General features: G+C 69.0%; 9 protein-coding genes, 1 tRNA gene and 4 pseudogenes. 8 read left to right on the top strand and 6 right to left on the bottom strand.

Annotation, left to right across the window (positions count from 1 at the left end; all coding sequences use genetic code 11):
* Positions 1-474 precede the first annotated feature (474 nt).
* On the top strand, positions 475-2,364 hold the full coding sequence (locus Pflav_RS32890) for a S8 family peptidase (protein WP_173040664.1): 1,890 nt from the start codon (positions 475-477) through the stop codon (positions 2,362-2,364).
* A gap of 75 nt (positions 2,365-2,439) precedes the next feature.
* Here the strand turns inward: Pflav_RS32890 and Pflav_RS32885 are convergent, their stop codons facing one another.
* The 3 genes from Pflav_RS32885 to Pflav_RS32875 form a co-directional block, all read right to left on the bottom strand.
* Positions 2,440-3,213 carry a 3-ketoacyl-ACP reductase gene (locus Pflav_RS32885; RefSeq protein ID WP_173040663.1) on the bottom strand — a complete coding sequence of 258 codons (774 nt, stop codon included), beginning with the start codon at positions 3,211-3,213 and terminating at the stop codon, positions 2,440-2,442.
* Entirely contained in the window at positions 3,210-4,568 is a 1,359-nt protein-coding gene (locus Pflav_RS32880) for a glycoside hydrolase family 88 protein (RefSeq protein ID WP_197938799.1), read from the bottom strand. The genes Pflav_RS32885 and Pflav_RS32880 overlap by 4 nt, the downstream gene beginning before the upstream one ends.
* Before the next feature lie 134 nt (positions 4,569-4,702).
* Positions 4,703-4,788: transfer RNA gene (locus Pflav_RS32875), tRNA-Leu, on the bottom strand.
* Between the two features lie 186 nt (positions 4,789-4,974).
* Here Pflav_RS32875 and Pflav_RS32870 point away from each other — a divergent pair.
* From Pflav_RS32870 to pknB, 7 genes and pseudogenes are all read left to right on the top strand, one after another.
* Positions 4,975-5,771, top strand: a pseudogene (locus tag Pflav_RS32870) (FhaA domain-containing protein).
* 5 nt (positions 5,772-5,776) lie between these two features.
* A complete protein-coding gene (locus Pflav_RS32865) occupies positions 5,777-6,259 on the top strand; it encodes an FHA domain-containing protein FhaB/FipA (protein ID WP_173040662.1) in 483 nt (160 codons plus the stop codon).
* Entirely contained in the window at positions 6,256-7,728 is a 1,473-nt protein-coding gene (locus Pflav_RS32860) for a PP2C family protein-serine/threonine phosphatase (RefSeq protein WP_173040661.1), read from the top strand. Before Pflav_RS32865 ends, Pflav_RS32860 begins: the two co-directional genes overlap by 4 nt.
* A 36-nt stretch (positions 7,729-7,764) precedes the next feature.
* Positions 7,765-9,257, top strand: a pseudogene (locus Pflav_RS32855) (FtsW/RodA/SpoVE family cell cycle protein).
* Positions 9,254-10,735 (top strand): annotated as a pseudogene (locus Pflav_RS32850) (peptidoglycan D,D-transpeptidase FtsI family protein); the annotation flags it as partial. The pseudogenes Pflav_RS32855 and Pflav_RS32850, both read left to right, overlap by 4 nt.
* A gap of 16 nt (positions 10,736-10,751) precedes the next feature.
* Positions 10,752-12,131, top strand: coding sequence for a serine/threonine-protein kinase (locus Pflav_RS32845; RefSeq protein ID WP_173040660.1), 1,380 nt, complete (start codon positions 10,752-10,754; stop codon positions 12,129-12,131).
* Positions 12,128-13,876 (top strand): Stk1 family PASTA domain-containing Ser/Thr kinase, encoded by a 1,749-nt coding sequence (gene pknB, locus Pflav_RS32840; protein WP_173040659.1) that lies wholly within the window; start codon positions 12,128-12,130, stop codon positions 13,874-13,876. The genes Pflav_RS32845 and pknB overlap by 4 nt, the downstream gene beginning before the upstream one ends.
* 14 nt (positions 13,877-13,890) lie before the next feature.
* On the opposite strand, the gene Pflav_RS32835 is transcribed toward pknB, so the two are convergent.
* The 3 genes and pseudogenes from Pflav_RS32835 to Pflav_RS32825 all read right to left on the bottom strand — a co-directional run bounded on the left by Pflav_RS32835 (position 13,891) and on the right by Pflav_RS32825 (position 15,265).
* Positions 13,891-14,325, bottom strand: coding sequence for a type II toxin-antitoxin system HicB family antitoxin (locus tag Pflav_RS32835; protein WP_173040658.1), 435 nt, complete (start codon positions 14,323-14,325; stop codon positions 13,891-13,893).
* Complete coding sequence (locus Pflav_RS32830) at positions 14,322-14,534, bottom strand: type II toxin-antitoxin system HicA family toxin (RefSeq protein ID WP_173040657.1); 213 nt, start codon at positions 14,532-14,534, stop codon at positions 14,322-14,324. Before Pflav_RS32830 ends, Pflav_RS32835 begins: the two co-directional genes overlap by 4 nt.
* An 84-nt stretch (positions 14,535-14,618) precedes the next feature.
* A pseudogene (locus tag Pflav_RS32825) lies at positions 14,619-15,265 on the bottom strand (aminodeoxychorismate/anthranilate synthase component II).
* Between the last annotated feature and the right edge of the window lie 3 nt (positions 15,266-15,268).

The following is a 15,268-nucleotide window of genomic DNA, read 5'->3' as shown; positions in this document are numbered from 1 at the left end:
GCGTCGAAGCATATATCGTTATCCTACGGTGAGTGAGTATACGGTAGCTCGCGCGCAGTAGCCAGAGTCGCGAGCCAACAAACCTCGTTGTACCCCCGACGACCTGGCTGGACGGCCCGGCCGGCACCCTCGCCGACCACCCGCTACTGCGCGGCCTGCTCCTGGAACTGCCGCCCAAGGGCACCGTGCCGCCGCCCGGGTGGCTGGACCGCTGGTTCGAGGCGGCCCGCTCCATTTTGGAGCTCCTCTACCTCCAGCAGGGCAACCGGTCCCGGTAGGCGCGCCGCCCAGCGGTACGGGACCGACCACGAAGGACTACGCGCGTTACCTATCGCCGGTGATATAGAAAGTTCAACATCTGTCGCTGGCTGACAGAACCACATAATCTCTCCTCCGATCGGCAAACATCTCTGCCCGATCCGGTCGCCACAAGCGTCTGGACGGCTGTGGAGCCGGTCAGAGGGAGGACGGGAGATGACGCTCCCGCGTACGCGTCGCCGCCTGGTGACGCTCGGCCTGGCCACCGTCGGTGTGACGATGGCAGTCGCGATGATGGCGCCGCCCGCGCTGGCGCAGGAACCGTCCGGCGTGATCCGCAACGCCGGAGGCAACACCGCCGTCGCTGACAGCTACATCGTTGTGTTCAAGGACAGCTCGGTCACCCGGACGGGTGTCGACAAGGCTGCCCGTGACCTCGCGGCCAAGCACGACGGGGCGGTAGCGCGTACCTACCGCGCCGCGCTGCGTGGCTTCGAGGTGAAGGCGACGGCGGCGCGTGCCGCCCGTATCGCAGCCGATCCGTCGGTGGCGTACGTCGAGCAGAACCACACGGTCCGCATCCAGGACACCCAGAACAACCCCCCGAGCTGGGGCCTGGACCGCATCGACCAGCGCAACCTGCCGCTCAGCAGCTCGTACACGTACCCGACGACCGCGCCGACGGTCCGCGCGTACATCATCGACACCGGCATCCGGTTCAGCCACAACGACTTCGGCGGCCGGGCCACCAGCGGCTTCGACGCGGTGGACGGCGGGCCGGCGGACGACTGCAACGGCCACGGCACCCACGTGGCGGGTACGGTCGGCGGCTCGGCGTACGGCGTGGCCAAGGGCGTGCAGCTCATCGGCGTGCGCGTGCTCAACTGCTCCGGCAGCGGCACGCTCGCGGGCGTCGTCGGCGGCGTCGACTGGGTCACCGCCAACGCGATCAAGCCGGCCGTGGCGAACATGAGCCTCGGTGGCGGCGCCAACGCCTCGATCGACACCGCGGTCCGCAACTCGATCAACTCGGGTGTAACGTACGCCGTCGCGGCGGGCAACGGTGACGCGCTCGGCGTGCGGCAGAACGCGTGCAACTACTCGCCGGCCCGGGTTGCCGAGGCGATCACGGTGGGCGCCACCCAGAGCAACGACGCCGCCGCGAGCTTCTCCAACTTCGGCACCTGCGTCGACATCCTCGCGCCGGGCGTGAGCATCACGTCGGCCTGGTACACCAGCAACACCGCCACGAACTCGATCAGCGGCACCTCGATGGCCAGCCCGCACGTCGCGGGCGCGGCGGCGCTGGTCCTCGCGGCCAACCCGACCTGGACGCCCACCCAGGTGCGTGACTTCCTGGTCAACAACTCCACGCCCAACGTCATCACCAACGTGGGTACCGGCACGCCGAACCGGCTGCTCTTCGTGGTCAACAACGGCACCCCGCCGGCCAACGACTTCTCCGTGTCGGTCTCGCCGACGTCGGGTTCGGTCGCGGCGGGTAGCTCGGTGAGCACGACGGTCAGCACGGCCACCACGGCCGGGTCGGCGCAGTCGGTGAGCCTGTCGGCGAGCGGCCTGCCCAGCGGCGCGACCGCGAGCTTCAGCCCGGCGTCGGTCACGTCGGGTGGCTCGTCGACGCTGACGATCTCCACGACGTCTTCGGTCGTCAACGGGACGTACCCGATCACGGTCACCGGCACCGGCGCCTCCGGCACGCGGACCGCGACCTACAACCTGACCGTGACCGGCGGCGGCACCGGCACCTGCGCGGGCACCAACGGTACGGACGTGAACATCCCCGACCTGAGCACCGTGACCAGCACGATCACGATCGCCTGCGGCCGCAACGCCTCGGCGAGCTCGACCGTGGCGGTCAACATCGTCCACACCTACCGCGGTGACCTGGTCATCGACCTTGTCGCCCCGGACGGCACCGCGTACCGGCTGAAGAACAGCTCCGGCTCGGACAGCGCCGACAACGTCAACACCACCTACACCGTGAACCTCTCCACGGAGGTGGCGAACGGTACGTGGGGTCTGCGCGTACAGGATGTGGCGGCCATCGACACCGGCTACATCAACACCTGGACGCTGACCGTCTAGTCAGTCCGAAGACCCGACCTGGGGAGGTCGGCGGAGCCCCAGCGCCGTCGCGGCGCTGGGGCTCTGTCTTTGTTTTCATAAGGTACGGAGATGGAAGCCGCCGTCCACGTCGATGACCTGGCCGGTGCTGAAGGGCAACAGGTCGGTCGCCACGGCCACCACCGCCTTGCCCACGTCCTCCGGGCGGCCCCAGCGGCGGATCGGCGTGATGCCTCGGTTGAAGATCAGGTCGTCGTACTTTTCTCGCACGGCTCCGGTCATGTCCGTCTCGATCACGCCCGGTCGGATCTCGTACACGTTGATGCCGTGCTCGGCCAGCCGCGCCGCGTACAGCTGGGCGGCCATCGCGAGGCCGGCCTTGGTGACGCAGTAGTCGCCGCGGTTGACGCTCGCCGCGTACGCGCTGATCGACGAGATGATGACGATCTTGGGGTGGGTGAGCGTGCCGGCCTCAACCTGCTCGACCATGTGCCGGGCCACGAGCTGGGTCAGGAAGTACGGCCCCTTGAGGTTGATCGCGACAAGCCGGTCGAACGACTCCTCGGTCGCGTCCAGGATGTCGGCGCGTACGTCCGGCGCCACGCCGGCGTTGTTGACCAGCAGATCGATCCGGCCGAACGCGCCGATCGCCTCCTCCACGAGTAGCTGCCGGTCGGCCGCCTGCCCGATGTCGGCCTGCACCAGGTGGGCCCGCTGGCCGGCCTCCGCGACCCGCTCGGCCACCTCCTTCGCGGCCGACGCGTTGCGTGCGTAGTTGACGACAACGTCGTACCCGGCGGAGGCGAGCGCGAGCACGACGCCGCGCCCGATGCCCCGCGAGCCGCCGGTGACGACGGCGGCCGGGCTCATGAGGCACCGCCAAAGAAGGTGTAGTAAGGCTCGTCACGTGCTACCCGCTGCACGTAGAGCGCGAGCTCGCGGGCGTGGTAGTCGCCCCACATGCTCGACTCGCCGTTGGGTACCCGCTGGCCCGTGGGCACGTGGTCCCAGCCGTTCGGCCGGTGGTAGACGGAGTGGAGGATCAGGCCCTGGTGGCGGGCGTCCGTGCTGAGGTACGGGTCGCCGAAGAGTGTGTGGCACACGGTCAGCCCGGCCTGCCAGTAGCGCCGGCCCTCCTCGGCCCGCCCGCGTCCGGTCAGGTAGCGGCCGAGCCGCAGCAGCCCCTGCGCGCCGATCGCGGCGGCGGAGGAGTCCACGGGCTCGTGCGCGTTGTACGGGTCGGCGGGGCGGTCGAGGTAGTCGCCGAGGTGCATCAGCCCAGGCGCGCCGGTGTCCCAGTACGGGATGCCGTCGGCCGGGGTGTGCGCGATGTAGAAGTCACAGGTGGCCATGGCGGCCTTGAGCATCGTGTCGGCGAGCCCATCCGGCGCGTCCTCGATCGTGTCGAGCCACTCAAGCTGCTCCGGGAAGCCGAGCATCGCCCAGGCCAGCCCGCGCGTCCAGGTGCTGAAGGGCGAGTAGCCCTGCTGGGTACTCGGGCATCGGTAGCTGCCGTCGTTGACGTTGAAGATCGACTCGTGGGCGGTGCGACCGCGGACGTCGTACGTGTCCCGGCCCTCGCCGTAGAAGACGTTCCACCGGGCGGTGCTGGTGGCATGTTGGGCCAGCCGGTCGAGCAGGGAGATCCGCTCGTCCCGCTCGCCCATCAGCACGTGGCCGAGCTGGTGGGAGACGGCGAGCGCGCGGCAGGAGCGGATCGTGTCGACGAAGAGCGACTGCGGTCCGTTGAACGAGTAGATGTAGCCGGTGCCGTCCGCGGTGTCCCGCCACCGGGCCGCCTGCACCGCGCCGGTGATTTTGAGGGCCAGCTCGTAGAAGTTGAGGTCGCCGTCGTCAATCCGACCCTCGCGAGTGAGCCGCCACAGGTTGCCGTACGTGCTGACGTTGTTGAAGCCGTGGTCGTGTACGCCGATGTGGCTGACGTGGCTCGCCATGACCTGGACGGTGAGCTCCCGCCCGAGGTCCAGGAAGCGCCGCTCGCCCGTGGCGTCGAAGTGGAGCAGTGTCGAGCCGTACTGGAAGCCCTGGGTCCACTCCGTCCAGCCGCGCGCCGTATACCGGCCGTCCACCGTGAACACCGGCGACGGGGAGCCGGGCGGGCAGGCTTTCTCTATCGAGTCGAGCTTCTCCGCCGAGGCGTCCCAGAGGCGCTTGATCTTGGGCAGCAGGCCGTCGGGCTGGAGCCCGTCGTCGATCCTCATCATGCGCTCAGCATAGGAAAGCGCATTCCTGCATGGAAGGCGTCGAAGGATGGAGAGGTGCTCCGGGATTGTGACCAGATGGTGATGTCACCAAAAAAGCGAAGCCCCGTCCTTGTCGGACGGGGCTTTCAGCCCTCTGGTGGGGAAGGGGGGAGTTGAACCCCCACGCCCTTTCGGGCACACGGACCTGAACCGTGCGCGTCTGCCATTCCGCCACTTCCCCGGATCCAGGGGGTATGCCCCGGACTCGATGCGGCCACATATTACGCTGTGCGTGGCTACATCCGCGAGCAGGTTACTGCCCGTGGCGCCTGGGAAGAGTAGCACGGCAACACCGGCCACCCGAGACAGGCCGGAAGCAGGCGGTACGTCGGTGCGCAACCTGCGCGTGCGGCGGCCGGATACCATCATGTCCTCGGAACCCGAGGAGGAGCCGGTGAGCGTGCTGCAACGCTTCGAGAAGCGATTGGAAGGCCTGGTCGAGGGGCCTTCGCGAAGGTGTTCAAAGGGGTAGTCCACCCTGTTGAGATTCTCAACGCCATGCAGCGGGAGGCCGAGGCGCACAAGGCGATCCTGGCCGGTGGGCGCACCCTCGTGCCCAACCGCTACGTGATCGATCTTTCGCCCTACGACCACAGCCGGCTCGCGCCCTACGCGGCCGCGCTCGCCCAGGAGCTCGCCCAGTCTCAGGCTGAGTTCATCGGCGAGCAGGCGTGGACCGTATATGGCGACGTGATCGTCGAGATCGAGCGCGGTGACGGGCTGGACACGGGCATGTTCCGGGTCACCGCCGAGGTCTACACCGGTGGCGAGGTGGCTCCCGTCCAGCAGCCGGCGTACGACGCTCCCGCGCCGCCCGCCTACCCGCCGTACGACCAGGCCCCTGGTGGCTATGGTCCGCCGCCGCAGCACGGCGGTGGCGGGCGCAACGTGCGGCTGGTCTCCGGCGACGGTCGTACGTATCCGCTCCAGATGGGTTCGACCGTCATCGGACGAGGTGACCAGGCCAACCTGCGCCTCCCCGACGTCGGCATCTCTCGCCGCCACGCTCGGCTCGACTTCGACGGTGCCCAGGTGGTGCTCACCGATCTGGGATCGACAAACGGGACCATGGTCAACGGCCAGCGCGTCTCCGCCGTGGCCCTCAACCCCGGTGACATGATCCAGCTCGGGACGACCACCCTTACGTTCCGAGTGGATGGCTAAGGACGTTGCCTGAGTTCGTCCTCACCGTTGCCCGGTTCGGATTCCTCGTCCTGCTGTGGATCTTCGTGTTCACAGTGGTCGGAGTGATCCGCCGGGACCTCTTCGCCGGGGCCAAGAGCAGTCGCCTCGTCGCCGCGCCGCGGGGGGTTGGCGCGTCGACGGGGCCGTCCCGCCCGGCCAAGGTGAAGCGGGGCCGCGCGGCACACCAACTCGTGGTCACCGCCGGTCAGTTGGCCGGCACCCGAATCACCCTCGGTGAGGCTCAGATCACCATCGGTCGCGCCGAAGACTCCACTCTGGTGATTACCGATGACTATGCGTCTGCACGTCACGCCCGGCTCGTCCCTCGCGCCGGACAGTGGTTCATAGAAGATCTCGGCTCGACCAACGGCACCTATCTGGATCGCGCTAAGGTCACTGGACCAACCCCCGTACCCCTCGGCGTGCCGATCCGCATCGGCCGCACTTCTCTTGAGTTACGGCCATGACTCTCACCTTGCGTTATGCGGCTCACAGTGACCGCGGCCTGATCCGAGACGGAAACCAAGACTCCGTCTACGCTGGCCCGCGCCTGCTCGCCGTCGCCGATGGCATGGGCGGCATGGCCGCCGGTGACGTCGCCAGCAACATCGTCATCGCCGCGATGGCGCCCCTCGACGAGGACGTCCCCGGCGATGCGCTGGTCGACGCCTTGCGTGGCGCGGTCGATACGGCTAACCAGCAGCTTCGCGACACCGTCGACGCCAACCCTCACCTGGAGGGCATGGGCACCACGCTCACCGCGGTGCTCTTCTCCGGTAGCAAGATCGGGATGGTCCACATCGGTGACTCGCGGGCGTACATGCTCCGGGACGGCGAGTTCAACCAGATCACCAAGGACGACACGTACGTCCAGATGCTGGTGGACGAGGGGCGGATCAGCGCCGAGGAGGCGAGCAGCCACCCTCAGCGCTCGCTGCTCACCCGGGCGCTCGACGGCCGCGACATCGACCCGGAGTATTCGGTACGCCAGGTGCTCCCCGGTGACCGATATCTGATCTGCAGCGACGGCCTTTCCGGCGTCGTGAGCGCGGAGACCATCGCGGAGACGCTCACCGAGCTCGCCGACCCCCAGCATTGTGTCGAGCGGCTCATCCAGCTCGCGTTGCGCGGCGGTGGGCCAGACAACATCACCGTGGTTGTCGCCGATGCCACCGACCAGGACATCCTGGAGGCCGCCCCGATCGTCGGTGGCGCAGCCGCCCGCGACCGCGGCATGGCCACTTCGGCCGACGACTCGACGCCCGCGGCCCGGGCCTCGGCGCTTCAGGCAGCGGTGCCTCGCGCGCCCGCGCCGGAGCCCAGCAACGGCGGCGCCAGCCTCCAAGACGAGCCGGAGCGCCCACGGCGGCACCCGGCACGCACCGCGCTGCTGCTCGCCGGGCTGCTCATCATCCTGGGCGGCGGCCTCTGGGTGGGCTGGAGCTATACCCAGCGGCAGTACTACGTGGGTGCGACCGACGAGGGCCAGCTCGCCGTCTTCCGCGGCGTGCCGGGCCAGATCGCCGGGCTCAGCTTGTCCAGCGTGCACGAGACCAGCGGCACCCGCCTGGACGACCTCACCGTGGTCGCCCAGGATCGGGTCAAGCAGGGCATCCAGGCCGACGACGAGCCGGACGCGCAGCGCCGCCTCTCCGAGCTGACCTCGGACAGCCCGACCAACCCGAACCTCAAGCCGACCTGCCCGCCGACCTCGACTCCGACGCCGAGTGCGGGCGAGAGCGGGAGTGCGAGTGCGAGCCCGCCGCCGAGCGGCTCGCCGCAGGCCAGCGCCACCGCTGCGACCACCGCCGCGGGTACCCCATCACCGTCCGCTACCGCCTCGCCAGCCGGCTCGGGACCGGCCACCACGCCTGATGCCCCGCCCGCCTACACGGAACCGCCGGTCGACCCGACCGGGTGCCGTGCGGCGGACTGACCCGTCGCCTGATACAGGAACCGCAGGGATTAAGTCGTGACCGCCCCAGCCGTGCCGGCACCCACACCCGCCACCACGGGTGAGATGCCGCGTGTCCGCGAGTCGAGCGGCCGGCGCAACGCTGAGCTGGCGCTGCTGATCTTCGTCATGCTGCTCGTGCTGGCGTATTCGGCGACCGTGGAAGCGACCGCGCTCGACACGATCACCGGTGACTTCTGGGTGCCGGTCGCGCTGGTCGCCGGGGTGTTCCTCGGCCTGCACGTGGTGATCCGGTTCCTGGCGCCGTATGCGGATCCGGCGATCGTGCCCGCTGTGGCCCTGCTCAACGGCTTGGGCGTTGCCTTCCTACGCCGTATCGACCTCGCGTTCGCCGATGCCAACGAGCGGGCCGACCTGCCGATCTTCTCCGGTGTCGGCGGCCGCCAGCTGGCCTGGACGCTCATCGCGGTGGTGCTCGCCGCTGGGCTGCTGATTATCGTGCGTGACCACCGGGCGGTCTCCCGGTATGCGTACACGCTCGGGCTGGTCGGCATCATCCTGGTGATGATCCCGGCGGTGCTGCCGTCACAGTTCTCCGAGATCAACGGCGCCAAGCTGTGGATCAGGGTCGGCGGCTTCCAGATCCAGCCTGGTGAGTTCGCCAAGCTCGCACTTGTCTCGTTCTTCGCCTACTACCTGGTCCGCAAGCGCGAGGTTCTCTCGCTGGCGAGCCGGCGCTTCCTCGGCATCGACTTCCCGCGCGGCCGCGACCTCGGGCCGGTCGTCGCGGTGTGGCTGCTCAGCCTCATGGTCCTCGTGTTCGAAAAGGACCTCGGCACCGCGCTGCTCTACTTCGGCATGTTCGTCGTGATCCTGTACGTGGCGACCGAGCGGGTCAGCTGGCTGATCATCGGTCTGCTGCTCTTCTTCGGCGGCGCTGTCCTGGCGTATGTGCTGGGTGCGAGCGTGGGCGGCCCGTTCGCCAACTTCTACCAGCGCGCCGAGATCTGGATGGACCCGTTCGCCAAGCCTTATGACGACGGGTACCAGATGGTCCAGTCGCTGCTCGGCCTCGGCACCGGAGGACTCTTCGGCGCCGGCCCAGGCGGTGGCCAGCCCAACAAGATCCCGCTCGTGGTGAGCGACTTCGTCTTCGCCGGGCTGGGTGAAGAGATCGGCCTCTTCGGCCTCTCCGCCCTGCTGGTGGTCTACCTCCTGATCGCCGAGCGCGGGCTCCGCGCCGGCCTGGCGGTGCGCGACTCGTTCGGCAAGCTGGTGGCCGGCGGCCTCGCGTTCACCCTGGGCCTCCAGGTCTTCGTGATCGTCGGTGGCGTGACCGGCCTGATCCCGCTCACCGGCCAGACCACACCGTTCCTCTCCGCCGGCGGTTCCTCGCTGATGGCCAACTGGTTGATCATCGCGATGCTGCTGCGGATCTCGGACGCTGCCGGACGTCCGGTCACCGGCGCCCCGGGCGGGCGCGCGGGCGCCGCCGGCGGTGGGCCCCGGCACAGTTGCATGGTGCCCCGACGGAGGTGATCAGGTCGTGAATGCCCCACTGCGCCGTGCCGGCGTGGTCGTGATGGTCCTCTTCGGCCTGCTCTTCGCCAACCTCAACTGGGTCCAGGCGTATAAGGCTGACGAGTACCGCACCAGCCCGTACAACGCGCGGGTGCAGGTCGACCAGTACAACCGGCCGCGCGGCGTGATCGAGGTGTCCGGCAAGGCGCTCGCCGAAAACCAGGCCACCGACGGCGAGCTCAAGTACCTGCGCACGTACCCGTTCAAGAGCCAGTTCGCGCACGTGATCGGGTACAAGCCGGTCAACCTGGGCTCGACCGGGATCGAGCAGGCCGAGGACGAGTTCCTGGCGGGTACGAGCGACCGGCTTTTCGCCGACCGGTTCCGCGACATGTTCACCGGTGAGGAGACCGCCGGTGGCAACGTCGTGCTGAGCCTCTCGCTGCCCGCCCAGGACGCCGCCATCAAGGGCCTGGCCAACAACCCCGTGGGGTCGACGCGCGGCGCCGCGGTGGCGGTCGACCCGAAGACCGGCGCGATCCAGGCGCTCGTCTCGATGCCGAGCTTCGACCCCAACCCGCTGGCCAGCCACGACACCGAGGAAGCCCAGGCGGCGTACAACAGGCTCAAGGACGACAAGGAGGGCCCGCTCAGAAACCGGGCGCTCAGCGAGGTACTGCCGCCGGGCTCAACCTTCAAGGTGATCGATTCCGCGGCCGCCCTCGAGTCGGGGTACAAGCCGGAGACCTCCATCCCGGCCGGCTCCAGCTACCTGCCGCCGACTTCGGGCACCCCCATCCGCAACTCCTCGCCGGGCATCTGCCCCGAGACGCAGGTCACGCTCATCGAGGCGCTCACCGAGTCGTGCAACACCGGCTTCGCTCGCCTGGCGGTCGAGCTGGGGTCCGACAAGATCAAGGAAAAGGCCAAGGCGTTCGGCTTCGAGGACACCGACCTCAAGGTGGGCAATCTCGACGGCGGCGGGATCAACGTGGCGGCGAGCCGGACCGGTGACATGCAGAACCCGGACGGCGGCGAAGACCAGGCCGCGCTCGCGCAGTCCGGGATCGGGCAGAACAACGTACGGATGACGCCGCTCGAAGGCGCGATGATCGCGGCGACGGTGGCGAATGGCGGCGAGCGGATGCGGCCGTACCTGGTGCAGCAGCTCCTCGGCCCGGACCGGCGCACGATCGGTACGGCGTCCCCCAAGAAGATCAACAACCCGATCACCGGCCCGGTCGCCAGCGATCTTCAGCAGATGATGGTCAGCGTCGTCGAGCGAGGCACCGGCCGGCGGGCCCAGATCGACGGGTTCACGGTCGGCGGCAAGACCGGAACGGCGCAAGATGGGGATGACGAGCGCGACCACGGCTGGTTCATTGGCTTTGTGTTGAAGAACGGCGAACCCATCTCAGCGGTCTGCGTGCTGCTGGAGCGGGCCGGCGTATCCGGCGGTAGCTCCGCCGCGGCGGAGATCGGCGGCCAGATCATGCAGGCCGTGATCCGCGGGGAGGCGACTGATGCTCAGTCCCGGCGTCCTGCTGGGTGGCCGTTACCGCCTCGACGAGCGCATCGCCAGCGGTGGCATGGGCGATGTCTGGCGCGGCACAGACGAGGTGCTCGGCCGTACCGTCGCGGTGAAGAGCCTGCTCCCGGCCCTGCTGGAGGAGCCCGGCTTCGCCGAGCGCTTCCGCGGCGAAGCCCGCACGATGGCGACAATCAACCATCCGGGCGTCGTAGACGTGTATGACTACGGCAGCGACCAGCAGATCGCATTCTTGGTCATGGAGTACGTCGAGGGAGATGCCCTGTCTCGCACGCTGGGCCGGGTGGGCCGGCTCACACCGGCCCGGACGATGGCGTTGGTCGCTCAGGCGGCCGACGCGCTCCAGGCCGCCCACGAGAAGGGCATCGTCCACCGCGACGTCAAGCCGGGCAATCTTCTCGTACGCCCCAACGGCACGCTGGTGCTCACCGACTTCGGCATCGCCCGCTCCGCGATGGTGGGGCAGCTCACCGCGGCCGGCTCGGTGCTGGGCACTGCGTCGTACATCTCGCCCGAGCAGGCGGCCGGCGGTACGGCCACCGCGGCGTCGGACATCTACGCGCTGGGTGTGGTGGCCTACCAGTGCCTCTCCGGCCACCGGCCGTTCGAAGGCGACAATCCGCTCGAAATCGCGATGAAGCACGTGCGGGAGCAGGCCCGCCCGCTGCCGGGCGACATCCCGCCGGCGATCCGGCGCATCGTCGATCAGTCGATGGCCAAGGACCCGGGCGCCCGCTTCCAGACCGCCGCGCTGCTCGGCGCGGTCGCACGGCAGGCTGCGGCCACGCTCGGCGCCCCGCCCGCCGGCCGCCCCGCGTCACCGCCCTCCCGACCGGCTTCGCCCGCGCCCTCCTCGCCGGGCCCAGGCACCACTCCCGTCCCTCCGCGTACAAACCCCTCGTACCCGCCGGTGCCGTCGAGCCCGGTCGCGGCACCGCCCGCGCCGGTGTCCCAGCAGCCGTACCGACCAGGACCGCCGGCACAGGGTGGCTATCGGCCGGGTGCCGCGTCCATCCCGCCCGCGCGGCCGGTCACCCCGACAAATGCCCCACCGGGCCGGCCCGGGCAGCCGTACGGCTATCCACCGGCGAAGCCTGAGGACGGCTCGACCAACCGGCAGATTCTCATCATCCTGGCGGTAATTCTGGGGGCTTTGGTCCTGCTTTGTGCCGGTCTCATTTCCTACCTGGTGGGACAGCAGGGCAGGCAGAGTAACTCGAGCTCGGTTCCAACCGGATTGCAGATGTGGGTGCGCCAAGACGCTCCGCTGACGCGCCCCGTACCGTCGGGTGGGGCAGGCTCAGTAATCCGCCCGGGTGACGTACAGACGAGCGAAGGACTACAGACGAGATGACTGCGCAGGCCCGCCTGCTCGGTGGCAGGTACCAGGTCGGCGAGCTGCTCGGCTATGGCGGCATGGCTGAGGTCCACCACGGCCGCGACCTGAGGCTCGGCCGCGACGTGGCGATCAAGATGCTGCGCACGGACCTCGCTCGTGACCAGACCTTCCAGATGCGCTTCCGCCGAGAGGCGCAGAATGCGGCATCCCTCAACCACCCGGCCATCGTCGCGGTCTACGACACCGGCGAGGAGATCGCGCCGACCGGCGAGACGCTGCCGTTCATCGTCATGGAGTTCGTCAACGGGCGCACGCTCAAGGAGGTGCTCGCCGCCGAGGGGCAGCTGATGCCCCGGCGCGCCCTGGAGATCTCCGCCGACATCTGTGCCGCGCTGGAGTTCAGCCACCGGCACAGCATCATCCACCGGGACATCAAGCCCGGAAACGTCATGCTGACCCAAAACGGTCAGGTCAAGGTCATGGACTTCGGCATTGCCCGGGCCCTGGCCAGCGGCGCCACCACGATGACGCAGACCAGTGCCGTGATCGGCACCGCGCAGTACCTGTCGCCCGAGCAGGCCCGCGGCGAGGCGGTCGACGCCCGCTCGGACGTGTACGCGGCGGGCTGCGTGCTCTTCGAACTGCTAATCGGCCACCCGCCGTTCGTCGGCGACAGCCCGGTGAGCGTGGCGTACCAGCACGTCCGGGAGGAGCCGCGGGCACCTAGCGAGCTAAACCCCGAGGTCAACCCGGATATCGACGCGATCGTGCTCAAGGCGCTCTCGAAGAATCCGCTCAACCGCTACCAGAGCGCCCAGGAGATGCGGGCCGACCTGCTCCGCGCTGCTGCCGGCCGGCCGGTCATGGCCACGCCGGTGATGCGCGACGCCGAAACGGTCGCGATGATGGGCCAGACTGCGGTAGCCCGGCCCATGAACGACATGACCCGCCCGACCGCGCGTGTCGGCGACCCGGGCCGGCGCAAGTCGTCCGCCTGGGTATTGGCCGCGCTCAGCACGCTCGGCGTGCTGGCCGTGGTCGCCTTGATCGCCGGCCTGCTTCTCTCCAACCAGGGCAACGAGACACCGCAGACGACGGTGCCCAACGTGATCGGCCTCCCGCTGGCAAACGCCGAGGCCAATCTGAAGAACGCGGGCCTGGTCGCCACCGCAGGTGATCCCCAGTACGACAACGACTGCGAAAAGGGCACGGTCGCGGCGCAAAGCAAGGCGGAGGGCGAGCGGGTCGACCGCAATACGGTGGTTGTCATCAATGTCTGCCAGGGTCCGCAAGAGCTCGTGGTGCCAAACGACCTGGTGGGCGGTACCGACGACGCGGCACAGGCACGGCTGACCGAGCTGGGCCTGAAGCCGGAGATCCGCCTGGTCGACAACGATGCGCAGGAGGGCCAGGTAACCAGGGTCCCGGACGCTAACAAGAAGGTCGCCAAGGGTGCGACGGTCATCGTCGAGGTATCGCGCGGCAACATCGTGTCGATCCCGAACGTCGTAGGCGACAACGCCGATCGTGCCCAGGATGAGCTGGAGGAAGCCGGCTTCATCGTGGAGCGGGAGGACGGTGACCCGGCCCCGGCGGCCAAGGTAGGCACGGTCCAGCGGCAGAGCGAGACGGGCAAGGCGAAGAAGTCCACGAAGATCGTGCTGACCGTCTTCGTGGAGCAGGAGCAAGTGGAGCCCACCACGGCGCCGCCGACAAGCCCGACGCCGACCCCGTCAGATACCCCGGAACCGCCTGGCTGATCCCAACTGGTCGGTCAGTCCACGCGCTCGCGCACCACGGGCCGCTCGGCACGCGTGGCGGCGACAGCTTTTGCCGACGCTCGCACACCCGGCGCGATCTGCGAGATCCGCTGCGGCGAGAGGTGGAGCAGCGCGCCCGCGTCGCGAACTGTGTAACCGTCGTCGAGCAGCGACTGGACGGCGGTCGCTGTGGCCTGCTCAGCGGCCTCCTCGGCCTGCCGGGCCGCCCGCCGCGCCGCCAGCGCGTGGGACACGACCTCCGGAAGCTCCGGCCGCACGTCGACGGCGACCGTCGCGGGATCGACCTCGAGCATCAGGGCGATCGCGTCCCGTGCCATGCCCTCAGCCTGGTCGAGACGGCGGGCCTGGGTGTGCACACCCTTGAGCTCCGGCACGCTGATCGCCCACCAGTCACCGGATCGGCGGCAAACTGCGGTATAGGTCTTCACTTCCACCAGTCCTTCCCCAGGACGGCATCCAGGTCGCGCATGATGCCGCGCGCGGTCATCTCGCTGATCTCGCGATGCCGTGGGACCACGATGCACTGCCCACCACACCGGAAGATCGAATGGCTGCCGCCCTCGCGCACGAGCACGAAGGTCGTGCCCGCCCGGACAGCGGCGTGGTGAATCTTCTTGATCAGGTCTGTCCTTCGCATAGTGTACGTCTACACGGGTGGACAGATCAAGTAAAGCCGGCTGGATGGACCTGTGGATAACTTGGCCCCGCTGTGGATAACTAGCTAGGAGGCGAAGGCGGCGCGGCGGCGCTCCTCCACCTCCGCGGCGAGCGCCGGCGCGCGGTCGAGGGCGCTGGGCAGGCCACACGCGGCAAGCCAGTTTGCCAGCATGATGTGACCGCCCTCGGTGAGTACCGACTCGGGGTGAAACTGCACGCCCTCGATCGGCAGTTCGCGGTGGCGCATCGCCATGACCACACCGGAGTCGGTGCGGCCGGTCACCTCGATCTCGTCAGGCAGCGTCGACTCGACCACGGCGAGCGAGTGGTAGCGGGTCGCCGTGAACGGGTCGGGCAGCCCGGCCAGCGCACCCGCGCCCTTGTGGTGTACGTCCGAGGTCTTGCCGTGCAGCAGCTCCGGGGCGCGGTTGACGGTCGCACCGTACGCCGCGGCGAACGCCTGGTGGCCCAGGCACACGCCGAAGATGGGCAGCTCGCCGCCGTACTCCCGGATCACGTCCATGCAGATACCGGCGCGCTCGGGTGTACCCGGCCCGGGGAGAGCAGGATCCCGGCGGCGCCGGAGCGGCCGACGGCGGCCAGGTCGATCTCGTCGTTGCGCCGCACGTCGCACTCGGCGCCGAGCTGGCCCAGGTACTGGACCAGGTTGTAGACGAACGAGTCGTAGTTGTCGATCACAAGGACGCGCATGCC

The sequence above is a fragment of the Phytohabitans flavus genome (genome assembly GCF_011764545.1).
GTDB classification, from domain to species: Bacteria; Actinomycetota; Actinomycetes; order Mycobacteriales; family Micromonosporaceae; genus Phytohabitans; species Phytohabitans flavus.
The sequence above is the reverse complement of the archived record's forward strand: the minus strand, read 5'-3'. Positions and strand labels throughout refer to the sequence as shown.